Below are 26,110 nucleotides of genomic sequence, written 5' to 3' on the forward strand. Positions count from 1 at the left end.
AAGCCTCGGTAAATTGCAATTAACTTCTCAAAGCAATGTTGGATTAATCGTAAACCAACTCACCCTCTTCAAAACGGGTTTTCACTTCACAAACCATCAGAGCTGCACGTTGACCTATTGCGACGTGGCGGTTCGGGAAGACAATCGCTTCGTTTTCATTCTTCGCCATTAATGGTTTGTCGCCATCATGACCAAACACTTCGCCGTGAACAAATGAGGTGAAGTTTTCAACATTGTCGTCGAACATAAAGTCAAAGTCTTCGTTCAAACGAACGATTGTGCGACTTACGCGATACTTAATGCATGGTTTTGGTAGGTGTTCTGGCTTCGTTTCCGCAATCAAATTACGTAAAGACAAATCAAACGCGGTCAGTTTATCGAGGTCATTTTCACCAATACGAGCCACACGTCCAAGCTCCATCGTGAGAGCCTGCGCACCAAAGTTCTCAGCACTGTACCAGCTAAACGTACTCGATGGTGAGTTTGACAGGAGCACAGCTTCAATGTGTGCACTGTCCAAGAAATCGATCAATGCCTTGCTGCGCACTGGATGACGAGTCTTAGGACTTACTGCAAACGTATAGTGCTTCGAGCCTCTAATCGCGCAGTGTAAATCAAGGTGCCAGCGTGTTGTCGGGTCGGTATCCTGATAAAAATCTCGAACAAGCAGCTTAAGTGTATCGGCGATAACAAGCTCTTTTGTCTGTTTGTGTTCTTTTTCGTCAAACAGACGGTTGAGGTTTTCTTCGAGGAATCGCGTGTGCGCCAGAGTGGATTCTGGGTGAGCGATAATGAACAGACAACGGGTATCGACCGTCTGGAACCCAGATTCTATGTCTTGAATAATGGAATCCACCAGCTCCATCGGTGCGGTTTCATCTCCGTGAACTCCACAAGAGATGATGATGTTCTTCGTATCCTGAGTATAATTCGCAGGGATTACTTCTAATACACCACGCTGATAGAGTTTAAGTTTTACACCGCTAGAAAGCACCTGCTCCGCTGGTGCAACATCAATATGAACATCTAACGTGTCAGTTAAAAACGATTGGCGAAAGAGAGACTTCGTCATGCGTTACTCCTTAATAGCACGGCGGATATGTTAATAAATTGTACAAAGGATTTTTGTTGCTGCGATCTCACTTATGAGTAGAAATCACTATTTCCCTCGAAAATCCGATGCCTTTTCGCGCCAGGCACTCAAATCAAGCATTGAGGCGTTTAATTTTCAAACAATTACAAAGTGTTAGGGCTGTGAACTTTACCACAGCCCTGATTAAGATCATTATGATTTGATCAAATTTTTGTAGCTATAAAGCAGATTATGCATCAACACTGCGAAAAACTTAGCCGCGCTGTACGAGCAAACGCTCAAACTCATCGACTTTTTCACGCACTAGCTCAACACTCTGCTGCCAAAACCTTGGCTGGGTTAAATCCATAGACAGATGCTTTTCGACGACATCTTCCGCCATCATGCAGCCTGTATCGCGCAGCAAATTGATGTAATCGGTGTAAAACGCTTCGCCTTTGGTTTCTCGCTGTGCATAGATACCCTTGCTAAACAAGAAGCCAAATAGGTATGGGTAGTTATAAAAGCTCACGCTATCAATAGAAAAGTGCAGCTTGCTTGCCCAGAAGTACGGATCCGGTTCGCTCATTACGTCGCCATACCATTCTTTCCAAGTTTCTGACATCAACTCACAGAAATCATCTGCGGTTAACTCTCCATCCTGGCGGCGTTCATAAAACGATTTTTCAAACTCGTAGCGAACCGGAATGTTGATCATTAAAGCTAGCGCAGATGACAACTCTTCCCACAACATCTCGAGCTTTTCATCAACGCTCTCAGCTTTCGAAATCAAATGATCACGAACGATGTTTTCTGCAAAGATAGAGGCGGTTTCTGCTAACGTCATTGGGTAGTAAGTTTGGCAAAGTGGCAAATCACGAATAACCCAGTTATGGAACGCATGGCCAAGTTCATGTGCCAGAGTCATAAGGTCTGAACGGCTGCCACTCCAAGTCATAAACACAAGTGGTGTTCGCGTTGCTGGCAGTTTGGTGCAGTATGCGCCAAGACGCTTGTTAGCATTTGGCGCGGCATCAATCCAACCATTTTGTACCATCAAACGGACAAACTCCGACATCTCAGGGTTTACTGTTTCAAATGCTTCACAAATAACATCAATCGCTTCATCAAAGTCGTAAACCTTCGCTTCACCGCTCAAAGCAGGCATAGCCGCCAGATGATTCCAAGGTTTCATCTCATCCAGACCATGTACTTGCGCCATCAATAAACCTGCTTTCTGACCAATAGCTCGACTGTCTTTGGCTACTGTCATCATCGCATTTAAAGTTTCAGCTTGGATTCGGCTACCATGCAAACTCGGCTCTAGGAAGTGAACTTCACGCTTCGTAGAACGCTTTTTGTTTTCAGTTAAGCGCCATCCTGCTAACGCATTCAAAATCGCAGCGAATGATTCTTGGTGCGTTTGCATTGCATCTTGTACGCCACGCCACGCGGCTTCTTGACGCTCGAATTCAGAACCATAAAGAATGCTTGCCGCTTGAGAAAATCCAAGCTCTTCACTATTACCATCTGTGTACTCAAGCTTCACTTTCAATGAGCCAGTCAGGTTATCGTATAGGTTACCCCAAGCCGATTTGCCATCCACACTCATCGCAGCCAGTAACTGTTCTTCTGCGTTGCTAAGACGAGTATCCGCCAACTTTCTAGAATTCAAGATAGAAAAAGCTTGCCCACTGATATCAGGATTCTCATGGTCTAACACGCGCAAGATAAACTCTTCGTCGGCATGAGTTAGTGTCAAATCAAAGGGACTGAACGCTTGGGAAAGCTCCGAAAAGATGCGGGTCATTTTACCAAGTAACGATTTCGCTTCGGCGTTTGTTGCATCAACAGAAGCATAACAACTCGCAAAATTTGCAACTGTACCCGCTAAACGACTCGCGGCTTCATTGGTCAAAATCGCATTTTGCATGATCTCTACGTTGCCACAATCTGCTGATTGTTTATTCAAAAGATCAATACATTGTTCCACAAGAGCAATATCGTCTTGAATTCGTGGGTCAGAAAGGTCGTTATAAACGATGGACAAATCCCAACTCGGCGTTGTCATTTCTATATTTCCTTTTTATGTAACTGAGTCAATTTTCGCTTCCTGCACCTAGCAGATGGGCTTCCACTGACATCTTCCGTGACTATGCCCGTAAGCAATATCGTTCTGGGCATTTTAATATTTATAAATTAACGAGTTAAAAGAGGTACGCCAATCGAACGCACCGAGGCGTAAATTTGCTCATCTATGGTAACTGTTACATGCGTGACAGAAGCGTTTCCTATCGACAACGTCGAATACCACTTTGGGTTACGCCAATCTAACTCCAATACATGAGCAAGAATCATACGAATGACGCCACCATGCGTGACGATAAGTAGATTGTCATTGATATCGTTGATGATTTGAGACCAAACGCGACATATGCGCTCAGAAAATGTGCTTAAGCTCTCAGCATTCGGCAACGTATGTTGTGCTGGCGATTGCCAAAAAGCATCTAGCTTTTTCCACTGCTCAGTGAGCATATCAAAAGGCATACCATCAAAATCACCAAATGCCATCTCTTGTAAAGACTCATCCGTCATTACTGGTAATAATTGCTGTTCAGCAATGATGTTTGCCAGTTCTTGACAGCGTGAAAGAGGAGAAGAAATTATTCCACCCACACCTCGTCCACTCTCGGCCCAAGCCCGAGCAATACTCTCTTGATCAGCAGGCGTAACTTTTACATCTGTTTGGCCATGGAGTCCTGGTAGAGCGTCTACTTTTCCATGACGCACAAGATAGATATTGAGTGTTTTCATTTTGTTCCATCCTACTCTTTAAGAACCAACGGCAAACCAGCAGCAACAAAGGTAACGCGATGGCAAACACTGGCTAGTTTTTGATTCATCCGTCCTGCATTATCCACAAAATAACGACTAACCGCCCCCAAAGGTACAATGCCCATTCCAACCTCGTTAGAGACGAATATTAACGTCGCATCTGAGCCACGTACCACCTGTATAAGCTTTTCAATTTCTGCTTCTAGCTTCTCATTGGAACATTCATCACCTAACTCAAATATCCAATTGTTGAGCCACAAGGTTAAACAGTCGACCAATACAACATCGGTGGTAGCGAAATTTGTCAGTAACTCAGATAAATGAAGGGGGCATTCATGCTCTTGCCACTCGCCCCCGCGTTGCTTTTGATGATGCGCTATTCGCTCTCGCATTTCTTGGTCAAATGGCAGCGCGGTTGCAACATATTGTAATGATCGATGAGAAGCGACCGATAATTGCTTAGCTGTTTTTTCTGCCAAATGCGACTTCCCAGAGCGCGCGCCACCGAGTATCAATTGCTTCATGAGGAGTGATACAACCCAATCATAGTGAGATAAATAAGCAGTTCCGACAACTGTTGCGCTGCGCCAAGGCAATCCCCCGTAAAGCCGCCAATTCTCTTGGTTAACCAACGTTTGAACATCAAACGAAATACCACGAGAACAAGCGATATCAAGATCGCATCCGCGATACCAAGCACAAGCAATGTTACGCCACCAGTAAACAACAAAATGGAGACTTCTAGAGAAGACTGGCGACTTGCTAGCGGTTTACTTTTCGACGTATCACTGTCACTGACATAAGGCATGTCATAAATAAGCGTCGCTGCTAGTGCTCGGCTTGCGGTGTAAGCGACGACAATGACCAACCAAAAGTGCGGCAAGTTAGCCAGTTCACTCCAAAAAACATACTTAGCCAATAACGCCATAATGAGAGTGGCGGCACCATAAGTGCCAATACGACTGTCTTTCATAATAGAGAGGCGTCGCTCTACGGTCATGCCACCGCCAATGCCATCCGCCATATCGGTCAAGCCGTCTTCGTGAAAAGCCCCAGTTAACAATAAGCTAAACACCATCGTTAATACTATGGCAACCGACTCTGGGAAAAAAATTGAGGTGAGCGAGAATACCAAAGCGCAAAGTGCTCCAAGCACGAGACCAACTAACGCGAAGTAACGGCCTGCCTGATTCATGCGTTCTTCACTGTAAGGCAACGCTTGGGGCACGGGTAAGCGGCTAAAAAAACTGGTAGCTAATAGAAATAACTCCCACTGGTATCTTAACGATGACGGCATGACTTTCTCAGAATTATCAGGGACTGACACTAAACTGTAACTCCTGCACTCTCAAAGCTCGCCATTTTGTTGTAAAACTGAGCAGCAGCTTTTAACAGAGGCAAGGCAAGAGCGGCTCCTGTTCCCTCCCCTAGCCGTAAACCAAGGTCGAGCAGAGGTTCTGCTTTTAGATGTTCCAATACAAATTTATGTCCATTTTCTTCAGAGCGATGGGCAAACAACATGTATTCACGCGTTTCTTCGTCTAACAACGTCGCAATATAAGCCGCTACCGATACGATAAACCCATCCACTAAAACTGGAGTTTTAAGCCGCTTGGCTTCTAAAAAAGCGCCCACCATTTGTACGATTTCAAAGCCCCCAACCTGTGCGAGAATCGCTTTGGTATCAAGACCTCGACATCGGTTTACCCCCTGTGCTACCAGTTTATATTTGCGGCTCAACTGCTGTTGATTGATTCCGGTGCCAACGCCAACACAATAATCAATATCTAATGAGCTCAGCGCCGATAACAATGCTGAGGCCGAACTGGTATTACCGATGCCCATCTCGCCGAACATTAAGAGGTTTGAACCATGCAAAATGGTATGCTCAGCAATCTTCGCACCATATTCTAAACCTAACGCCACTTGTTCTGGGGACATCGCGGATTGTTTAGAAAAATTAGCCGTACCGTTACCCAACCGTTGTTCAACCAAGTTGGGATGGGATTTAAATTCTGGAACCAGCACATCAATAGGAGCCAACATGCCGCAATCTATTACTTTGAGTTGAATGCCATTAATGTCGCAAAAACAGTTGATGGCTGCGCCGCCAGCGAGAAAGTTAGCCACCATTTGCTGAGTGACTTCGCTTGGCGCAATGCTCACACCCTCCTCTGCAACGCCGTGATCTCCAGCAAATACCAGCATGCTCGGTTTGCAGATAGCGATGGAATCAACTGGCTGAGGTTTATCCTGACTTTGAATAAGAGCTAACTGCAGTGCCACCTTTTCCAATAAGCCTAAAGAACCGACGGGTTTGGTTTTGTTATCTATGCGTGCTTGTATCTCCGCAGCAAAAGAGTCATCCATTTTTTACGTTCCTTTGATGTTGTCTGGGTGAGAGGTGTTCTGTTGTTCAAGAGGTCTTGTTCAGCGACAGTTTTTGCGCGCCCCACTATTGTATACACTTGCATCCAATTGGGGCAGCGCTAATCAAGTTTATCTCAGGATAGTCTGCCGAGTTCGCAGAGCGTCTCACCTTTCTTGCACGAGATTATAAGTAACTCGTTGAAATCCGCTACAATAGCTTAGACTATGTTCCCATATAGGAGAAAAGATATGGATAACAACACCTGCGCAATCATCGCCGGTGCAACTGGCTTAGTAGGCTCAAAAGTCATTGCAAACCTCATAAATCAATCAGGTGTTGGAACATTATATTATCTTTCTCGCCGCCCACTCGATGGCGTCCTAGATGTGGACAACAAGCTTATTCCTCTCATTGATGCAGACCTTTCTATCCACCAATGGGATGAGAACCAACCAACACCAACCATCGGCTTTATCTGTTTAGGTACGACCCTTAAGCAAGCTGGTAGTAAGGATAATTTGCGTAGAGTAGATGTTGATCTGGTGTGCAAAGTCGCCCAACAGATGAAAACAATCGGAGTCAAACGCCTTGCGGTTGTTTCTAGCCTCGGTGCAAATAGTAAATCGCCATCCCATTACCTAGCTTGTAAAGGACAAATGGAACAACGAATCGAAGCTATGGATTTTGAGGAAATCGTATTTGTTCGCCCAGGCCCGCTTGTTGGTCAACGTCAAAACCCAAGAATGGACGAGAAGTTAGTACAAACTCTGTTTAAGGTAATTCGCCCACTTATGCTTGGCAAACTGTCCAACTTTTTACCGATTCGAGCAGAAGATGTCGCCAAAGCGATGATTTATCAACTTTTCAGTTATCAAGAAGACTCGGTGGTTTACTTACAAAGGAAAGAAATGCGTGACTTACTGCATCACTACGAATAACCATTTTGTACAATTAATGTGCTAATTCACGCTCTCACGCGACTTAGATCTCGTTTTTATATTCATTTTAGATCTAGCTAATACCCGTTTGTCATTTTTAAAGTTATATCACGAGCGTTATCTTACGCTCCATAAATAAATCCGTATAAAACCCCGTATAAAAAACAACCGCCACTTAGGTTGGTTGATAAGGTCAAATTATGAATTTTGCAGTGATAGCCTCTCTAGCCGTCTTTGTTGGAATATTGTTCTTTCTATTTAATCAACAACAAAAGAAACACACTCTTTCACGTCTCGTTTTGATCGGTCTTGTTACCGGTTCTCTTTTTGGTCTTGCTTTGCAACTCATTCACGGTGAAGGTAACAGCGCAATTGCTCAAACACTTGAATGGGTAGGCATTGTAGGCAGTGGCTACGTTGGTCTACTGAAAATGGTCATCATGCCACTGGTGTTGGTATCGATGATCTCTGCAGTTGTTAAATTGGAGAAAGGTGGATCATTAGGTAAAATTTCTGGCCTGACCATCTCTGTTCTTCTAGTAACGACTGCAATTGCTGCACTTATCGGTATTTTGGTGACAACGACATTTGGCCTGTCAGCAGAAGGGTTAACTGAAGGTGCGCGTGAAACCGCTCGTATCGCCGTTTTAGAAAGCCGTGCCGGTACAGTAAGTGACTTAACTATTCCTCAAATGCTAGTTAGCTTCATTCCAACCAACCCATTTGCTGATCTAACAGGTGCTCGCTCGACATCGATTATCGCTGTAGTGATTTTCGGCGTGTTAACTGGTATCGCCGCTCGTAAAGTGATGATGGAAAAAGCAGAGTTGGAATCACCGATTCGTACTTTCGTAGAAGCTGCTCAATCTATCGTTATGCGATTAGTGAAGATGATCATGGCCCTAACGCCATACGGCATCGCAGCACTGATGGCAAAAGTGGTAGCGACATCAAGCGCAGGCGACATCCTAAACCTACTTGGCTTTATTGTGGCGTCTTATGTTGCTATCGCACTGATGTTTGTTGTTCACGGCGTATTAGTCTCTTTTGTCGGCGTTAGCCCTGCGGAATACTTTAAGAAAATCTGGCCTGTACTGACCTTCGCGTTTACATCTCGTAGCTCAGCAGCAACAATTCCACTAAACGTAGAAGCGCAAATCACGAAGCTTAACGTACCACCAGCGATTGCAAACCTATCAGCATCGTTTGGTGCCACTATCGGCCAAAACGGCTGTGCGGGTATCTATCCTGCAATGCTTGCAGTGATGGTAGCTCCAACAATGGGTATCAACCCACTTGATCTACACTTTATCCTGTCATTGATTGCGATTATCACCATCAGTTCATTTGGTATTGCAGGTGTTGGCGGCGGTGCAACGTTTGCAGCCTTGATTGTTCTTCCTGCAATGGGCTTACCTGTGACCATCGCGGCGCTACTTATCTCTATTGAACCATTGATTGACATGGCACGTACCGCACTAAACGTTTCAGGCTCAATGACTGCGGGTACAATTGCTAGCCGAGTGCTGAAGTCACCAGAAAGTGAAGCAACATTGGAAGAAACACGAGCATAGAACTCAAATTCCTTCCAAAGCGATAAAACGTAAAATATCAAGCCGATGGTTCGCCATCGGCTTTTTTCATTTTCAAAAATTCAACTTGCATCTTTCGTTGCTAGTCAAGGCGTTGAATGGTCTAATACTGTCATCGGTTTTGTAAACGGTAAGCAGAATGCACCAAGATAATCAGCCCACTTTTTTCTTCTTTGATTATGAGACATGGGGAACCAACCCCGCGAAAGATCGCCCAAGCCAGTTTGCTGGTGTTCGTACAGATGAAAACTTTAATATCATCGGCGAGCCTTTAGTCATGTACTGTCAACCACCGGCTGATTATCTTCCGTCTCCTGAAGCTGCGCTTATTACTGGTATTACTCCGCAAAAAACGGTTCAAGAAGGCCTTTCTGAGCCAGAGTTTATCGCTAAGATTCACACTGAACTCGCGAGACCAAATACCACCAGTTTAGGCTACAACAGCATTCGCTTTGATGACGAAGTGACCCGTTATACTTGTTATCGCAACTTTATCGATCCATACGCATGGAGTTGGCAAAACGGTAACTCACGTTGGGATTTACTCGATGTACTACGCGCGTGCCATGCCCTTCGCCCAGAAGGCGTAGAATGGCCAGAAAACGAAGATGGCTTCACTAGCTTTAAATTAGAACACTTGTCTGTGGCTAACGGCATAGAACATAGTAACGCGCACGATGCCATGGCAGATGTGATTGCGACTATCGAAATGGCAAAGAAAGTAAAAGCAGCGCAACCAAAATTGTTTGATTACTTTTTTTCTATGCGCCAAAAGCGCAAGCTCAATGATTTAGTCGACATCGTCAACATGACACCGTTGATGCACGTTTCAGGCATGCTAGGGCGCGAATGTCAGTACACTAGCTGGATTGTGCCTGTTGCTTGGCATCCAACCAATAATAACGCCGTTATCACCATCGATTTAGCGAAAGACCCTCAACCTATTCTTGAGCTATCCGCAGAAGAGCTGCACGAAAGACTCTACACTAAGCGCGAAGATCTTGGTGAATTGCTACCAGTGCCAGTTAAACTAGTTCATTTGAACAAATGCCCTATTCTCGCCCCTGCAAAAACGTTAACGGCGGAAAACGCAGAAAACATCGGCATTGATCGTCAGAAGTGTCTCGATAATTTGGCACTACTTCGCCAGCACCCTGAGATTCGAGAAAAACTAATCGGCTTGTTCTCTATCGAACGTCAATTTGAAAAAAGCGATGATGTGGACACTCAACTTTACGACGGATTCTTCTCTCCGGCCGATCGCGCAGCCATGGATATCATTCGCGAAACCGATCCGAATAATCTTGCTGCATTAGACATTGAATTTGATGACAAGCGTATTAAACCTCTATTGTTCCGCTATCGTGCGCGTAACTTCCCAGGCACATTAGACGAGCAAGAACAAAGACGCTGGGCACTACACTGTCGAGAAGTGTTTGAAAGCCAAATTGAAGAGTACATGCTGAATTTAGAAAACTTAGTTCACGAACATGAAAGTGACGAAAAGAAGATTGCGATATTAAAATCCGTGTACCGTTATGTAGAGAGCTTAGCTTCCTAACTCCTCCTAATACAAGCGCACCTTATGGTGTGCTTGTTGTTTATATACTGTCAAAATGATTAAAGAACGATTCTTACAACTGATCCAACTGCTCATTTCAATCTTCCTCATCATGGGAGCACTTGGCATCGGAATTACCATTCAAAAGTTCACTGGCGTTTCCGTTCCAGGAAGTGTCATCGGTATGCTCGTACTGTTTTTCTCCATGACTCTTGGGCTTGTAAAAGTCGACTGGGTCAAACCGGGCGCCACGCTATTTATCCGCTATATGATCTTATTGTTCGTTCCTATCAGCGTCGGATTAATGCAGCATTTCGACCTACTACTCGCGAATGCGCTCCCTATCATCGCTAGCGCGGTTGGCGGTTCACTCATTGTACTGGTCAGCCTCGCTTGGCTGCTAGATTACTTGCTACAGGAGAAACACTGATATGTGGTTAGTTGTTACCATTGTGGTTTTTCTTATCGCTCGCCAAATCGCAATCAAAGTGAACAATCCTCTAGCAAACCCTTTGCTGATCAGTATCGCAGTGCTCATTCCTTTGCTTACTTACTTAAATGTGCCATTTGAAACGTATTATGCGGATAACGAAGGAATTAGCTTTTTGCTTCAACCTGCTGTAGTTGCTCTGGCTTATCCACTATATGAACAACTACCACAAATTAAAGCAAACTGGCGAATCATCACTTTCGCTTGCACAGTAGGCAGTGTGATGTCGATGATGACAACCACCTTGATCGCAGTCGCTTTCAAAGCGGATATCAGTTTAATCGCGAGTCTAGTGGGTAAATCCGTCACTACACCAATAGCGATGGAAATATCGAGTCACCTCGGTGGTGAAGCCGCCGTTGCAGCGATCTTGGTTCTGATTGTCGGTTTATTGGGCGCAATTTTGGCATACCCAATTTACAACTTGATTGGAATTAAACACCCGATTGCACGTGGTCTGACAATGGGTACAGTCTCTCATGCCCTAGGCACCGCTACTTGTGCAGAGAAACAGCCCATAGATGCCGCGTTCTCATCACTCGCATTGGTTTTATGTGGGATCATAACTTCTATTTTGGCTCCAAGTTTTTTTGCTTTGGCGGTCTGGCTATATCAATAGTTAAGCGCTCTCGGTCTGCCCTCCTTCCGGCAGGCCGTAGCCTTTCCATTTCTTACTTATCCCTTTCAAAATCCTATCTTATCTAGCAACCTCACCCAGTAATATCGTGAAGGGACTTGATCGAGATATACATTCATAGCGTTAGCATTCTAGATGCTACCACTCGCTCTAGATTACGTAGGTATAAAGTAGCATAGCGGTAAAAGTCGCGTTAGTAACATACTCCTGCTCCTTGGTCATATGAATATATACTGATATGGTTAATTGTGAGACGGAGATAACGCTTCACACCTGTGCAATCGAATACATGTGTGAGCTCACTCTAATTATGTAACAGAATTATCAATTGCATTATTTATCGTGATCTAACGCACGGAACATTTCTATCTTTCACATAGAATAACTGTCCATGCAATAACAAGGATTCAACATGAAAAGTCGCATTGAACAGGCGCTAGCAGGCGCTCCAGAAGCACTTTCCAAACAACTTGCTCCTATCATCCAAGCTGATGATTTTGATGCTACGCTTTCAGTTCAACAATTTGAGCAGTTGCTTTCAGCTACCGGTCTATCAGACAAAGAGCTTCGTGTTGCGCTACTTCCTTTTGCCGCAGCGTACTCCTATGCTCCCCTTTCTGACTTTTATGTCGGCGCTATCGTTCGTGGTCTTTCAGGTCGCCTTTACTTCGGTGCCAACATGGAATTCTTTGGTGTACAGTTGGGTCAAACGGTTCACGCAGAGCAGTCTGCGATTAGCCATGCTTGGATGAAAGGCGAACGTGGTGTTAAGGATATCACTATCAACTTCAGCCCATGTGGTCACTGCCGCCAGTTCATGAATGAGTTATCTACCGCAAACGAGCTTAAAATCCAGCTCCCAGAACGCGAAGAAAAGTCACTTCATGAATACCTGCCTGAAGCCTTTGGACCAAACGATCTCGGTATCGAGTCCGGCTTAATGGCAGAAGTTAAACACCAATTCTCATGTGATGATGAAGACGCACTCATCCAAAGTGCAGTTGAAGCGATGAACATGAGCCACTCTCCATACACCAACAACTTGAGTGGTTTAGCATTAGAGATGACTAGCGGCCGTGTATTCCAAGGCGCTTATGCAGAAAATGCAGCGTTTAATCCTAGCTTGCCACCGCTACAAGTTGCGCTAATCCAAGTTTTACTTGCGGGTGAAACCTTTGACAGCATCAAAGCCGCTGCATTGGTAGAAAACTCTGAAGGTAAGATCAGTCACTTAGCCGATACGCAATCAACGTTGGAAGCGTTGAATCCAGATATTCCGCTTAGTTTTGTCAACGTATAAACGACAAATTCAACAAAAAGCTCTACAACATGTAGAGCTTTTTTATTACCTAAAAACCAAAAGCAAACGTTTGCTTTGTCATAAAACTTCAGTATGATCTCCTGCAATTTCTGTCTCATCACTCTATTTTGTAAGGGAACACTATGTTTGGCACTGCAACTAGCGCAAATGCTACCCGTGTATTACTTTTAGGTTCTGGCGAACTCGGTAAAGAAGTCGCCATTGAATGCCAGAGACTTGGTTTAGAAGTGATTGCTTGTGATCGCTATGCCAATGCTCCAGCGATGCAAGTCGCTCACCGTAGTTATGTTATCGACATGTTAGATGGGAACGCCTTAGAAGAAGTTATTACGAAGGAACAACCTACTTACGTCGTACCAGAAATTGAAGCCATCGCAACCGGCAAACTGGTAGAGCTTGAAGAAAAAGGACTGAATGTTGTTCCAACCGCTAAGGCAACCAGGCTAACAATGAATCGTGAAGGTATCCGACGTTTGGCAGCAGAAGAACTGGAATTGACGACTTCACCTTATCGTTTTGCAGATAACTTTGAAGACTTCAAAGCCGCGGTTGAGCATGTGGGTATTCCGTGCGTGGTGAAGCCTGTGATGAGCTCTTCAGGTAAAGGGCAAAGTGTTATCAAGACCGAAGACGACGTTACAAAAGCATGGGATTACGCTCAGGAAGGCGGGCGTACGGGTGCAGGTCGCGTTATCGTGGAGGGTTTTATCGACTTCGATTACGAAATCACTTTATTGACCATCAGAGCCGTTGACGGTGTGCATTTCTGTGCTCCAATTGGTCATCGTCAGGAAGATGGCGACTACCGCGAATCATGGCAACCGCAAACTATGTCAGAAAACGCAGTAAAAGCAGCTGAATACACGGCTGAGAAAGTGGTAAACGCGCTCGGTGGCTACGGCATCTTTGGTGTAGAGCTATTTGTTAAAGGCGATAAAGTCATTTTCAATGAGGTCTCTCCTCGCCCTCACGATACGGGTATGGTTACAATGATTTCACAGGAAATGTCTGAGTTTGCTCTCCACGTGCGCGCGTTTACCGGAATGCCAATTAATAATATTGTGCAATATGGCCCATCTGCGTCTGCTGTTATTCTTGGACAAGGAACTTCCACAAACATTCGCTTTGAAAACCTAAGCAAAGCTTTAGCTCAACCTCAAACACAAGTTCGTCTATTCGGTAAGCCAGAAATCGATGGTCGCCGCCGTTTAGGTGTTGTCCTTACGCGACGAAAAACCACCGAAGAAGCCGTTCAAGATGCTGTTGAAAGTGCTTCAAAAGTGAATATCATTTATTAAATACGAACCACTCATACAAAAATAGCGCAGCTCAAATTGCTGCGCTATTTCGTGTTCCAAACCGAAGAGAGCCTATTCACTCTCGATTAAGTACACTTCTTCAGAGAAGCGACTTAAGCCTTTTTTCGCAATTTTAGGATGATTCTCGTCAGCTTCATCTACGTTCAAACAAGTAACTTTGTAACCTGAAAATAACTGCTCAATCTCTTCGACCGGCACGCTAAATGGAGGCCCCGCCATCTCTTCTTGAGGATAGTTGAGTGTAACAAGCAAAATACGACCGCCTGGGTTCAAAAGTTGCTTGAGACGCTCTACATACTCCTCTCGCATATCTTGCGGTAAAGCAACCAACGCGGCGCGATCATAAATGATATCGGCTTGAGATACTGGTGCAGTGAAAAAGTCCCCAGTATAAATAGAGAGCTCATCAAATTGATAAAGCTCGTGCATGCCATTAAGAGGCGTTACCGTTGGCGTGTAAAAATGTTCAGCAAAAAAGGCACGCACAGCAATATGGCTTAGCTCAACACCTTCAACCGAATCATGCTTCATCGCTAGCCAAATCAAGTCTTCTGACTTTCCACATAAAGGAACTAACACTTTATCTTCACGCTTTGGATTAGTGTGTTTCCAATATACTGGTAATAGCGGGTTTACATCTTCCAAGTGAAATCCGATCTGATTGCTGGCCCATTTGTTATGCCAAAATTCTTGGTCTCTCATTTTACTTTCTACTTGTCGGCTGTTTTCATTTTGAGAGGTAAGACTAACGTTTTTTTTCAATTTGTCTATGCCGTTCATCTTTGGTTAATACTGCGGTGATAGGATGTAATCGGTCTCATAGGAGACGCGCATTTATCTGATAATCAGAATAAAGAAAAGAGAAATGGTGATCTAACGCACGATTCTACTTCAAGATAAAACTGAAACCTTGGAATCTTTCGTAATGGCCCCATTTATAAGTTAGTACCTGATTTGCCGAACTTAGCGACCTTTATGTTCCCTATTTTCTAAGTACAAGCAAGTTAAGGAGAGTGAATGAGCTTATTTCTTCGTACTACAGCATTGATGCTTTTGGTACTTAGCCGTGCACCGGCATTTGCCGCACTTCCAATTACCCCTGCGCCTAGTGGCGAACAAAATCGTTCAACCAGCCAAAACGAAGTTTGTTCGAAACTTTTTAAACACAGCCTTAGCGGTTTATATGGCATTCAGTCAATCGACACCACACCAACTCAGCCATATTCTGACTTCGACATCCTTTACAGCAAAGCTCACCAAGCACAATTTGAACTTGAAACTATCTGTAAGAGTACCGCACTTCTTAATGACGCTCAGCCATACTTCGCAGGCGTGAAATCCAAACAACGAGCAGAAGAAAAGATAGCTTTAGAGTTAGATGGGAAAGTTGAACGTATTACTGACCTAGCACGTGCAACGATTGTAGCTGAAGACGTCGCGAGCTTAGTCTCCATTTATGAAACGTTAGAGCGTGAAACAACTATTGTGAAAGTAAAAAATCGATTCAAAAAACCTGGCCCTTCAGGATATAGAGACTTGAACTTGCTCGTTCGTTTACCAAAAACAAACCTAGTAGCCGAAGTTCAACTGCACTTGAAAGCAATCGCAGATGTAAAAAGCGGTCCCGAACACGACCTATACGAAAAAATCCAGAAACTAGAACGTCAAGCGATGTTGGAAAAACGTGAGCTAAGCGAAATAGAGCTTGCCTCTATTCGCAACATGCGTACACAGTCTAAGAACTTGTACCAACAAGCATGGCAACCATACTTAACAACGCATCTAGAAGCGGCGTAACCGATATCATTAAGCGTCTCTCATAAACAGAAAAACCACCGCATTGCGGTGGTTTTCATTTGTATGCACACGAATTTTACGCAAAAAAAGACCACGCCTTAGCGTGATCCATTTATTCGGCTTACTGTACTTTCTTCAGGTTTTCTACACGAGCTTTTAACTTCTGACCCGGGCGAAAAGTCACTACACGTCGAGCAGTAATTGGAATATCTTCACCAGTTTTCGGGTTACGACCAGGTCGTTCATTCTTGTCACGAAGATCAAAGTTACCAAAACCTGACAGTTTTACCTGTTCGCCACTTTCCAGTGCCTTACGAATCTCTTCAAAGAACACTTCCACCGTTTCCTTGGCGTCCCGCTTACTAAATCCTAATTTATCAAACAGGTTTTCTGCCAGTTCGGCTTTTGTGAGCGCCATAAAACTTTCCTCAAAGCTATGTTAAACAATGCTACGTTAGTGTAGCGCCAGAGCAGTTTTACCCTACCAATTCAACAACATATCGGGGTTACATCAGGAAGTGTATGACAAGCTTATGATTTTCGCCAACTTTTTTCTTGGCGAACAAAAGGAATAGCACTACGTAAATTATTGTTAAACGCCAGAAATTTGATATTTTTGTTTTTGTTTCATCTTTATCAGGAAAAACATCCAGATTATAAAACTAAAAGTAGTTTAAATATCAACATTAAACACTATTTAATAAAAATATCAGATATTGGTTATTTAACAGACACTTGACATAGAACTTGTCGTAAATTCAGTGATTTGTATGTAACTCGATACGTAACAATTAGATTAAAAGGTATGACCACCTGTACTTTGCAACTGTGCTTTGAAAGCTTGATTAAACCCACGCTTCTCGCTGTTTAACGATGACGCCATATATAAAGATTGATAATGTGGAAGTTCGTGTATTTCCTCATTAGCTTCTTACACTGCTTCTAGGCGACCATGATTAATCAAATCATAAATATTCTTTTCCCTGTTTTTGCTCTTGTCGGAGTTGGCTATTTGGTCGGTCGTTACATCAAGCCTGACTTTCGCCCAATAAACCGCATTAATATTGAGGTTTTTACGCCAGCACTGGTATTTTCGTCACTCGTTAGCATGCCGCTCGATTCAAATCAGGGGCCGCTTCTTTTGGCGGCAATTGTTGCGGTTTTAATTCCCGCACTACTCATGATCCCGGTATGTCGATGGACGTCACTCTCGTTTAAAACCTGGGCGCCACCACATATGTTTCGGAATAGCGGAAATCTAGCTATTCCTTTGTTTACCTATACGTTTGGAGAAATTGCGCTGTCGTCAGCAGTGCTTTTATTTGTCGTGTCAGCATGCTTGCATATCAGCTTAGGCGTAATGCTGCTTAGTCATGGCAACCCTTTTAAGCAAATAGTCAAGATGCCAATCTTTTTAGCAGCGTCGTTGGCTCTGTTTCTCAACGTGTCAAATGTGGGTGCATGGGCGCCTTTATACGAAGCCACTGCTCTACTTGGGCAAGCGGCCGTACCCGTGATGCTTTTATCTCTGGGGGCACAAATGTGTCATTTACGGTTGGACGGTTTAAAGATTGGTGTGTTGTGTACCGTGCAGTCACTGGCAACTGGTGCTGTCGCTTTTGCACTTATTTATTGGTTAATTCCCCTTCCAACGATGCAATTGCAAATGATGGTGCTCTTCACAATGCTGCCGCCAGCCGTCATGAATTACCTATTTGCGGAAAGACTGAATATAGAACCCATGAAGGTGGCGTCAATGGTACTATTTGGCAACTTTTTCAGCATTCTTACGCTGCCTCTTCTGCTTAGCTATACCCTCTCACTCGCTGCCTAACCGCCAATAAGCTATCGTTAGCGTGTATTAGCTGAAAAACAATACGTTCCTAATCTCGGGTAAGGGCCATCCCTAGTTTGGTCTAGTATTTTAAAATAATGAGGGGTGGTGCGAGCAGTAAGGAACTTGAACAACGATAAGGTAATCCTAAAAATAAAAAAACCCTGCCAAACTGGCAGGGTTTTCATTTCTTAAGAAGATACGTTACGCGAGATTAGTCACGTAGAGACGCACCAAACTTCTCAGAAACGTGAGCAACGATAGCGTCAACCGCACCAGCGATATCTGCATCTTCAAGCGTACGCTCAAGTGACTGTAGAGTCAGAGCGATTGCTAGGCTCTTCTTACCTTCTTCAACGCCTTTACCTACGTAAACGTCGAACAGTTTTGCATCTTTAAGGAACTCGCCACCTTGCTCTAGACAAGCGTTAACAATGTCACCAGATGCAACAGCTTCATCCACTACTACCGCGATATCACGACGGTTTGAAGGGAATTTAGAAAGTGCTACCGCTTCTGGGATCACTTTGCTGTTAATTGCAGACCATTCGATTTCGAATACGATAGTACGACCGTTTAGACCGAACTTACGCTCAAGCTCAGGGTGAACGGTACCGATCACGCCCACTTCTTTGCCGTCTACGATGATTGCCGCAGATTGACCTGGGTGAAGTGCTGGGTTAGCTTTTTTGCTTTCAGGTGACAGTGCAGCGAAAGAGTACGCTTTTTCGTTCGCAGATAGCTCTAGAATCGCTTCTAGATCGCCCTTAAGGTCGAAGAAATCAACAGTGTTGGTTTCGATATCCCAGTGCTCTTCACCACGAGTACCAGCAATAACACCTGCAAGCATAGGCTCTTGACGCATGCCGTTTTCTGCAGATTCACATGGGATGAAACGTAGGCCATATTCGAATAGACGAACGCGTGGCTGTTGACGCTTCTGGTTGTGAACAACCGTGTTCAACAGACCTTGGATAAGACCAAGACGCATTGCTGACATGTCTGCAGAAATTGGGTTTGGAAGTACGAGAGGCTCAACACCAGGTACAACTAGCTTTTGCTGCTCAGGCTCAACGAAGCTGTATGTGATTGCTTCGTGATAACCACGGTCAACAAGAAGATCACGAACGCGTTTCAGTGGAAGATCCGCTTCAACGTGGTTGTGCATCTTAAGTGCTGCTGCTGGGTTTTGGTTAGGAATGTTGTCGTAACCGTAGATACGGCCAACTTCTTCAATCAGGTCTTGCTCGATAGCGATATCGAAACGCCATGTTGGCGCTACTGCCACCCAACCTTCTTCAGAAGCTTCAACAGTCAAACCTAGGCGCTCTAGGATTTCTACTACGTCAGCATCAGCGATGTGGTGACCTAGTAGGTTGTCTAGTTTAGTACGACGTAGAGCAACTTTGTTTGGCTTAGGTAGGTCTGCTTCAGACTCTACTGCAACAACAGGTGCTACTTCACCACCACAGATCTCAACTAGAAGCTGAGTTGCACGCTCCATTGTGCTCACTTGTAGTGCGTAATCCACACCACGCTCGAAACGCATTGAAGAATCAGTGTGCAGACCGTAGCTACGAGCGCGACCACGGATGTGGTCAGGTGCAAAGAATGCACACTCTAGTAAAACGTCTTTAGTCTCAGTTGTTACACCTGACTCTTCACCACCAAAGATACCTGCGATTGCAAGTGCTTTGTTGTGGTCCGCTACTACTAGTGTATCTGCGTTTAGTTCTGCTTCGCTGCCGTCAAGAAGTGTTAGCTTCTCACCTTGCTCAGCCATACGAACTACGATGCCACCTTCGATCTTCGCTAGATCGAATGCGTGCATTGGTTGGCCTTGCTCTAGAAGAACGTAGTTAGTGATATCTACCACAGGGTCGATAGAGCGAATACCACAACGACGCAGTTTCTCTTGCATCCATAGTGGTGTTTCAGCTTGAACGTTTACGTTCTTAATAACACGACCTAGGTAACGAGGACACGCAGCAGGCGCTTTCACTTCGATAGACACTTTATCGTCGATTGAAGGGGCAACTGCTTCTACTAATGGCTCTGTCACGTCAGCACGGTTTAGTACGCCAACTTCACGAGCTAGACCACGAATGCTGAAACAGTCAGCGCGGTTTGCCGTTAGGTCTACGTCTACTGTTACGTCGTCTAGACCTAGGAATTCACGGAAATCAGTACCGATTACTGCGTCTTCTGCTAGTTCCATGATGCCGTCTGACTCAACGTCGATACCTAGTTCAGTGAACGAACAAAGCATGCCGTGGGATGGCTGGCCACGTAGTTTCGCTTTTTTGATTTTGAAATCACCTGGAAGAACAGCACCAACTGTTGCGACTGCTACTTTCAGACCTTGGCGACAGTTAGGTGCGCCACAAACAATGTCTAGAAGCTCTTCTTCACCCACGTCAACTTTAGTTACGCGCAGTTTGTCTGCATCTGGGTGTTGGCCACATTCAACAACGTGACCGACTTTAACGCCAGTAAAAGAACCAGCAACAGGAAGAACGTCGTCTACCTCTAGGCCGGCCATTGTAATTTGGTGAGTTAGCTCGTCAGTAGTAACCGCAGGGTTTACCCACTCACGAAGCCATGATTCGCTGAATTTCATGTTGATGAACCCTCTGGATTACTTGAACTGTTTTAGGAAACGAAGATCGTTCTCGAAGAACGCACGTAGATCGTTCACGCCGTAACGAAGCATTGTTAGACGCTCAACACCCATACCGAATGCGAAACCAGAGTATTTTTCAGGATCGATACCTACGCTACGTAGCACGTTCGGGTGAACCATACCGCAGCCTAGTACTTCTAACCATTTACCGTTTTTGCCTTTCACGTCTACTTCAGCTGAAGGCTCAGTGAATGGGAAGTAAGATGGACGGAAACGTACTTCTACTTCTTCTTCGAAGAAGTTACATAGGAAATCGTGCAGGATGCCTTTCAGCTGAGCAAAGTTTACGTTCTCATCAACCAGCATGCCTTCCACTTGGTGGAACATTGGCGTGTGCGTTTGGTCGTAGTCGTTACGGTATACACGGCCTGGTGCGATGAAACGGAATGGTGGTTTACCATTTTCCATCGTACGGATCTGTACGCCTGACGTGTGAGTACGAAGCATCAAATCTGGGTTGAAGAAGAAAGTATCGTGGTCAGTACGCGCTGGGTGATCAGCTGCGATGTTTAGCGCATCAAAGTTGTGGAATGCATCTTCGATTTCTGGACCAGACTCTGTGTTAAAGCCAAGTTCGCCAAAGAACTTCTCAATACGCTCAACAGTACGAGTAACTGGGTGTAGACCACCGTTCTCGATACGACGACCTGGTAGTGTCACGTCGATCGTTTCTGCTGCTAGCTTCGCTTCTAGCTCTGCACGTTGTAGTGCATCTTTACGAGCTGCGATAGCTTGCTGAACTACGCCTTTCGCTTTGTTGATCTCTTGACCAGCTTCACGGCGTTCTTCTGGTGGTAGTTTGCCTAGGCTTTGAAGTTGAGCAGTTAGCTCACCTTTTTTACCCAGATACTGAACACGCACTTCATCAAGTGCGACTAGCGATTCGGCAGCTTCAATTGCAGTGCTCGCGCTAGCAATGATCTCTTCTAGATGTTGCATCGTTTCCTCATCTACCTGTAGGTAGTGTCCATAAGGGAGTGATTGGTTTTTTGATAGCTGTACATAGTAGCCAAACCGGGCACCAATGCCAAATTGAATTACGAAAAGAAGAGGTTATTGAATAAAAAGAGCACAAAAACGTCAAAAATGTCATCTTTAGTTAATCTGCCGTTTAGTTGTGCCCTTTTGTTTTAGAAATAGTATTGAATAGATAGCTCGATAAAATCGTCATCTCTAGCGAAGTAGAGCAAATCATTTGGTGTTTCATTTTTAAACAACCAAGCATCAATTTGCCACTTAACGTGATTCGATATTCGGCTCGATGCTTCTAACTTAGCATTGTAAACATCATCGTTATCTAAATCCTTCGTAATTCCCGTCAATACTTCCGTTCCGTCCTCATCATTGAGCGCCCAACGAATACCTGCAAACACATCATTTTGACCGATAGTTTGTGCGTTGTTCCCACGACTGTCATGGAGGTACTCACCAATAACCCCCACATCCCAAACCGTGTCAAATGCACCGACGAAGGTATACTCAAAACCCGTCACAAGACCGACATGATTATCAGCACTATCTCGATAAATACTTTCCAGTTTCCATAACCAATCGCCAACAATTCCTTGCACATCCAGACCGACATGACTCATCAGAGCGTAGTAAGGCTTTAATTCTCCGTATTCAAAACGAAAGTAAGGATCCCGGTTTGTTCCATATAAATAGCTCAGGCCTACGTCCCAATCGCCAAGCATTTTCGAATATCGAAAAGCCACATCTACGTGCTTCTCTTCTCTGCTTGATTCATAGATAGCATCATCAGAGACAACGGGTTCGGTTCGCAAGCGGCCATCTGTACCCGCAAACGTTCGTTCCCTAAAGTAAGGTAACAACATTGCGTGGACGGTACCCCAGTCTTTGAAAGAGGTAAAATGTAACATCGGCTGACCGAGCTTATCTTCACCATCGACGGCTTCAATAGAGTCTGTTTGGTTTACTACATCAACTAAATGGGCTGATTCAGTCACTCCCCAAAAGACCTTACTAATCCCAACTCGAAGCTCATAATCATCCCAATAAGTCAGATAAAGTGCCTCTCGTATGTCACCATGACTTCGCTCATCGTCTAGACCATCCAGACGATAGAAAGGTGTGAAAGTAAAGTTTGCATCACCATTTTGCATCTCCCAGTAAAATTCTGGCTGCAAAACCAATGACGTTTGCGCTTTGCTCTGACCCTGAGAGCCCGTTTTAAAAAACTGACGATGCTCAATATTGACTTGTCCTGCGAGCTCGACGGCAGTCAGAGGCATCGAGTAAAAAAAGGCTGCTGCACTAAGCAACAACCCAACATTTAATCGCTTCATTTTTCCTCCACTACCTCACTCGCTTCAACACATTCTTATGAAAGTCATTGTCTTGTAATCCAGTGTTAAAACGCATTTCGCTAGTCGTTAGCTCAGTACTTTTTCCTGTTTGATGGTTTGTCATCGCCATAGTGTGCGCTCGCCAATATTGGTTGAGATATTGCTTGTAATCGGAAAAAGAAAGCGTTTTTAACAAAGAGCCTTTGCGGTCGTAAAACTCAACTTTAAGTGGACGATAATGCGCTTTATCTAACCACACCGTTTGCTTGGTATAACCTGAGTTCTTATCGGTCGGAATTTGCTCTACGACGAAAACATCTTGCCCGTTTATGCTGTCATCTTTTAGGTAGTTGAAACGGTATTTTTCAATCTCAAAGGAACTGAGATCCTCATACGCGAATTCACTGCCCATAAAAGGGCCTGATTTGTTACGCGAGGAAATACGTTTCACACGTTTCAGTGCAGGAAGGTAAAGCCATTGGTCATCGGCACCCACCGTATGAGAATGGTTAAGAAACGCCGTGCCTTTTACATCTCTCGGTTCATCAAATATCGTGAGCCCTTTGTCTCCATCGCCATCAACTTCGAGTGATTGTAAGCGCATTAAACGTGTGCTGCTTTCTCCTTGCGCGTTTCGCAGAATCATTTGCATCGTAGCAACAGAATCCCCCCACCCTTCATCACGGGCTTTGCGCTCTTGGGCAATTTCTAGTCCTTTGGCTTCATCCGCCAACACCGCATGACTCATAATAAGCGAGACAGAAAGTACTGATACTTTTAAGACATTTTTTACTAAATTCATGTTCGATCCTTTAATTCGTTATGACTGAGTAACAGTCTTGGTTTGAGAGTCAGTTGATTTAAGCTTATTTCGGCGCTCCACCTCGTCGTAAACGCCTTTGTCAAACAACATCAGTAGAGTCGGTAGGAAGATGAAATCCACAACAAGGGCAATAAAGATGACAATGGCACTCAGCTGTCCCATATCGGCATTTAAACGGAAGCTCGACATCGCCAGAACAGAGAAACCAGCAACAAGCACGACCGTCGTAATCCAGAGTGCGCGCCCCACGGTACGAAAGGCGTAGCGAACCGCTTGCTCCGCACTGTGGCCATCTTTACGAGCGTGTTGATATTTAGAAAGAAAGTGAACGGCGTCATCGACAACAACACCAAGCGTTAATGTCACAACGACAGACAATCCCAAGTTAATCTCGCCAGAAACCAGCGCCCAAATACCAAAACCAATAAGCGCAGGAGCAATATTCGGGACAAGACTAATTAAGCCAAGCTTGAACGAACGCAAGGCAAAGATCAGTAATGCAGAGATTAAGACAAGAGTAATGGGCAAGGTTGACAGCATGCTGGCCATATTCGTTTCACCAATATGCGCAAACATCAATGAAGGACTAGACGCAACAACATCATATTGAGGCGCGTTTTCGTTAAACCATTGGTAAATGCGATTTTCCAAATCAACAAGCTCGACGCTGCCCAAGTTCTCCACGGTGAGAACCATCTTGATCGACGACTTATCTACATTGATTTGGTTGTTCAAATCTAAACCATACGGTAGTGACATTTCATAAAGCAGCAGATATTGAGCCGCTAATTCTCTGTCTTGAGGGAGCGAGTAATAAGCCTGATCATCTCCATGCATGTTCTTGTTTAGGCGCTTATAAACATCGCTCAAGGTCGCAACATGGTCCGTTTCTGGCTGCAACCTTAGCCAGTCAGTAAATTTACCCACGGAATTGAGAAAATTAGGATCGGCAATGCCCTGCGATTCGTTGGTTTTTATCGCGATACTGATGTTCGCCATGCCACTGATTCGCTCTTCCATAAAATCAGCCGCTCGGCGAAATTCATTGCTATGGCCAAAGTACTCGACGGATTCATCATTGACTTTGTTCAGCGGAATCAAGCTCGCACTCGCGACAATAACAAGCACCGACAACGGCAATAAAGCATGTCGCTTTGACACCACGAAATCTCCTAAATGATCCATAAAGTGCTTTCTTTCATCAGAAATATCCGACTTCACCGTAACCGGAAGGATATTAAGCAAGGCGGGAAGTAACGTGATGGAAAGGAAACAAGCAACCATGACGCCAAGGGCTGATAGGTTGCCGAAATCTCTCAGGATTGGAGAATCCGACATATTCATCATTAAAAAGCCGATCGCGGTGGTAATGGAGGTAATCAAGATAGGCATGAAATTGAGCGCAATACTTCGCTCAATAGAGTGGGCTTTACTAAAGCCGTTTTGCATAGACTGACGCATTGTCGCGATGATGTGTACACAGTCTGCGACGGCAAGCGTCATCACCAAGGTAGGCACATTAACGGTCGCCGTGCTTAAGAACATACCAGCCCATCCTGACAAGCCCATTGTCACCATAACCGAGCCGATAATAACGATGAGCGTCGCGATGACGCTAAGCAATGAGCGCAACATGATGGTCAGAAACACCAATATCACTAGTAACATAGTTGGCACTAATGTTGCGCTATCATCTTGGGCTGCGGTCATAAACGCGTAGTTCATTGCAATAATACCAGCCTTGTGGAATTCCGTGTCTGGGTACACTTGCTGATAACGCTCAATCATTCCGTTTATGTAAGCAACCACCTCTTGTACTTCAGCAGTTTTATCTATTTCAGGGAGTTGGACCGTAATGTTTACGACCGTGACATCTCCTTTTTCAGAAATCAGTGAACTTTTCAAAACCGGCTCACTCAACGCAATACTTTTGACTTTCTCTATTCGTTGAGGTGTCAATTCATATTCGCTATACAGTAAATCTTCGACAAGAAGATCATCTTCAAACGCTTCGGTATGCTGGTAGTTAGCGAGGGAATCAACGCGGGTGGAGTATGGAACTTGCCACGCCTCGTCAGTGATCTGCTGAATAAGAGATAATGTGCTAGGAGTAAAAACAGTGCCGCTCTTTGGCGCTATAACCAAAGCAAGACTGTCAGATTTTGCAAAGGTGGTTTGAATTTCATCAAACGCAAGTAACTGCTCATTTGTTCCATCAAAGAAGATGTCGTAATCTCCTCTAAAGTAAAGATTTTTTCCTCCAATAGTTGCTATGACTATCAATAAAACGGTAGCAAGCATCACCAATACACTGTAATTCGTTGGTAGCTTACCCCACCCTGAACGGGCGTATTGTTGAACGTTGTGATGTGGCATCACACTCTCCTTTTGTGACGTTTCGTCAAATTTAAAAACTAAAAAAACAGCAAATGCTGTAAATAACCAGACAAACTCGACATGCAAACTTTAGATCGAATGAATTTGGCTATATAAGTTAGTTTTTAGTAACTTCCTATGCTTCTCGTGATCAT

Annotated in this window: 22 protein-coding genes; 9 read left to right on the plus strand and 13 right to left on the minus strand. The window is 44.5% G+C overall.

Translation table 11 applies throughout. The annotated features are described in order from the left end of the window. Positions 1-43: 43 nt before the first annotated feature. The 6 genes from R7Z77_RS01515 to cobT all read right to left on the minus strand — a co-directional run bounded on the left by R7Z77_RS01515 (position 44) and on the right by cobT (position 6,277). On the minus strand, positions 44-1,072 hold the full coding sequence (locus R7Z77_RS01515) for a succinylglutamate desuccinylase (protein ID WP_017820882.1): 1,029 nt from the start codon (positions 1,070-1,072) through the stop codon (positions 44-46). Between the two features lie 274 nt (positions 1,073-1,346). Next, positions 1,347-3,143 (minus strand): M3 family oligoendopeptidase, encoded by a 1,797-nt coding sequence (locus R7Z77_RS01520; protein WP_053350417.1) that lies wholly within the window; start codon positions 3,141-3,143, stop codon positions 1,347-1,349. 128 nt (positions 3,144-3,271) lie between these two features. After that, positions 3,272-3,886, minus strand: a complete 615-nt coding sequence (cobC, locus tag R7Z77_RS01525) for an alpha-ribazole phosphatase family protein (protein WP_169628429.1) — start codon at positions 3,884-3,886, stop codon at positions 3,272-3,274. A gap of 11 nt (positions 3,887-3,897) precedes the next feature. Beyond that, positions 3,898-4,431 carry a bifunctional adenosylcobinamide kinase/adenosylcobinamide-phosphate guanylyltransferase gene (gene cobU, locus R7Z77_RS01530; RefSeq protein ID WP_170897133.1) on the minus strand — a complete coding sequence of 178 codons (534 nt, stop codon included), beginning with the start codon at positions 4,429-4,431 and terminating at the stop codon, positions 3,898-3,900. Further along, entirely contained in the window at positions 4,428-5,204 is a 777-nt protein-coding gene (locus R7Z77_RS01535; protein ID WP_054574173.1) for an adenosylcobinamide-GDP ribazoletransferase, read from the minus strand. The genes cobU and R7Z77_RS01535 overlap by 4 nt, the downstream gene beginning before the upstream one ends. Positions 5,205-5,233: 29 nt before the next feature. Next, the gene (gene cobT, locus R7Z77_RS01540; protein WP_085569560.1) at positions 5,234-6,277 is read right to left on the minus strand and encodes a nicotinate-nucleotide--dimethylbenzimidazole phosphoribosyltransferase; all 1,044 of its coding nucleotides are present in this window, start codon (positions 6,275-6,277) and stop codon (positions 5,234-5,236) included. A gap of 249 nt (positions 6,278-6,526) precedes the next feature. Between cobT and R7Z77_RS01545 the strand changes: the two genes are divergently transcribed. The 7 genes from R7Z77_RS01545 (at position 6,527) to purT (ending at position 14,115) form a co-directional block, all read left to right on the plus strand. Then, on the plus strand, positions 6,527-7,216 hold the full coding sequence (locus R7Z77_RS01545) for an NAD(P)H-binding protein (protein WP_053350419.1): 690 nt from the start codon (positions 6,527-6,529) through the stop codon (positions 7,214-7,216). Between the two features lie 200 nt (positions 7,217-7,416). Continuing rightward, the gene (locus tag R7Z77_RS01550) at positions 7,417-8,790 is read left to right on the plus strand and encodes an L-cystine transporter (RefSeq protein WP_005377885.1); all 1,374 of its coding nucleotides are present in this window, start codon (positions 7,417-7,419) and stop codon (positions 8,788-8,790) included. Between the two features lie 157 nt (positions 8,791-8,947). Beyond that, positions 8,948-10,369 carry an exodeoxyribonuclease I gene (sbcB, locus tag R7Z77_RS01555; RefSeq protein ID WP_053306939.1) on the plus strand — a complete coding sequence of 474 codons (1,422 nt, stop codon included), beginning with the start codon at positions 8,948-8,950 and terminating at the stop codon, positions 10,367-10,369. Positions 10,370-10,424: 55 nt separating this feature from the next. Next, positions 10,425-10,799, plus strand: coding sequence for a CidA/LrgA family protein (locus R7Z77_RS01560; RefSeq protein WP_005377887.1), 375 nt, complete (start codon positions 10,425-10,427; stop codon positions 10,797-10,799). Between the two features lies 1 nt (position 10,800). Then, entirely contained in the window at positions 10,801-11,478 is a 678-nt protein-coding gene (locus R7Z77_RS01565; protein WP_053306940.1) for an LrgB family protein, read from the plus strand. A gap of 430 nt (positions 11,479-11,908) precedes the next feature. After that, a complete protein-coding gene (gene cdd / locus R7Z77_RS01570; RefSeq protein ID WP_005377892.1) occupies positions 11,909-12,796 on the plus strand; it encodes a cytidine deaminase in 888 nt (295 codons plus the stop codon). Between the two features lie 143 nt (positions 12,797-12,939). Beyond that, the gene (purT, locus tag R7Z77_RS01575; RefSeq protein WP_017633939.1) at positions 12,940-14,115 is read left to right on the plus strand and encodes a formate-dependent phosphoribosylglycinamide formyltransferase; all 1,176 of its coding nucleotides are present in this window, start codon (positions 12,940-12,942) and stop codon (positions 14,113-14,115) included. 72 nt (positions 14,116-14,187) lie between these two features. On the opposite strand, the gene R7Z77_RS01580 is transcribed toward purT, so the two are convergent. Further along, positions 14,188-14,838, minus strand: coding sequence for a thiopurine S-methyltransferase (locus R7Z77_RS01580; protein ID WP_021707633.1), 651 nt, complete (start codon positions 14,836-14,838; stop codon positions 14,188-14,190). 315 nt (positions 14,839-15,153) lie between these two features. Here R7Z77_RS01580 and R7Z77_RS01585 point away from each other — a divergent pair, with 315 nt between their 5' ends. Continuing rightward, a complete protein-coding gene (locus tag R7Z77_RS01585; protein WP_025766820.1) occupies positions 15,154-15,933 on the plus strand; it encodes a phosphoribosylglycinamide formyltransferase in 780 nt (259 codons plus the stop codon). Positions 15,934-16,054: 121 nt separating this feature from the next. On the opposite strand, the gene ihfA is transcribed toward R7Z77_RS01585, so the two are convergent. Beyond that, positions 16,055-16,351, minus strand: a complete 297-nt coding sequence (gene ihfA, locus R7Z77_RS01590; protein WP_005377899.1) for an integration host factor subunit alpha — start codon at positions 16,349-16,351, stop codon at positions 16,055-16,057. Positions 16,352-16,885: 534 nt separating this feature from the next. Between ihfA and R7Z77_RS01595 the strand changes: the two genes are divergently transcribed. Beyond that, positions 16,886-17,767 (plus strand): AEC family transporter, encoded by an 882-nt coding sequence (locus R7Z77_RS01595; protein ID WP_005377901.1) that lies wholly within the window; start codon positions 16,886-16,888, stop codon positions 17,765-17,767. A 214-nt stretch (positions 17,768-17,981) separates the two neighbouring features. On the opposite strand, the gene pheT is transcribed toward R7Z77_RS01595, so the two are convergent. The 5 genes from pheT to R7Z77_RS01620 form a co-directional block, all read right to left on the minus strand. Continuing rightward, positions 17,982-20,387 (minus strand): phenylalanine--tRNA ligase subunit beta, encoded by a 2,406-nt coding sequence (pheT, locus tag R7Z77_RS01600; RefSeq protein ID WP_213967395.1) that lies wholly within the window; start codon positions 20,385-20,387, stop codon positions 17,982-17,984. 18 nt (positions 20,388-20,405) lie between these two features. Then, the gene (gene pheS / locus R7Z77_RS01605; RefSeq protein WP_065645301.1) at positions 20,406-21,389 is read right to left on the minus strand and encodes a phenylalanine--tRNA ligase subunit alpha; all 984 of its coding nucleotides are present in this window, start codon (positions 21,387-21,389) and stop codon (positions 20,406-20,408) included. 191 nt (positions 21,390-21,580) lie between these two features. Then, a complete protein-coding gene (locus tag R7Z77_RS01610) occupies positions 21,581-22,756 on the minus strand; it encodes a hypothetical protein (RefSeq protein WP_170897135.1) in 1,176 nt (391 codons plus the stop codon). A 10-nt stretch (positions 22,757-22,766) separates the two neighbouring features. Next, on the minus strand, positions 22,767-23,558 hold the full coding sequence (locus tag R7Z77_RS01615) for an outer membrane lipoprotein-sorting protein (protein WP_213967394.1): 792 nt from the start codon (positions 23,556-23,558) through the stop codon (positions 22,767-22,769). An 18-nt stretch (positions 23,559-23,576) separates the two neighbouring features. Beyond that, complete coding sequence (locus tag R7Z77_RS01620; protein ID WP_213967393.1) at positions 23,577-25,955, minus strand: efflux RND transporter permease subunit; 2,379 nt, start codon at positions 25,953-25,955, stop codon at positions 23,577-23,579. Between the last annotated feature and the right edge of the window lie 155 nt (positions 25,956-26,110).

Source organism: Vibrio sp. 1401 (assembly GCF_033340295.1).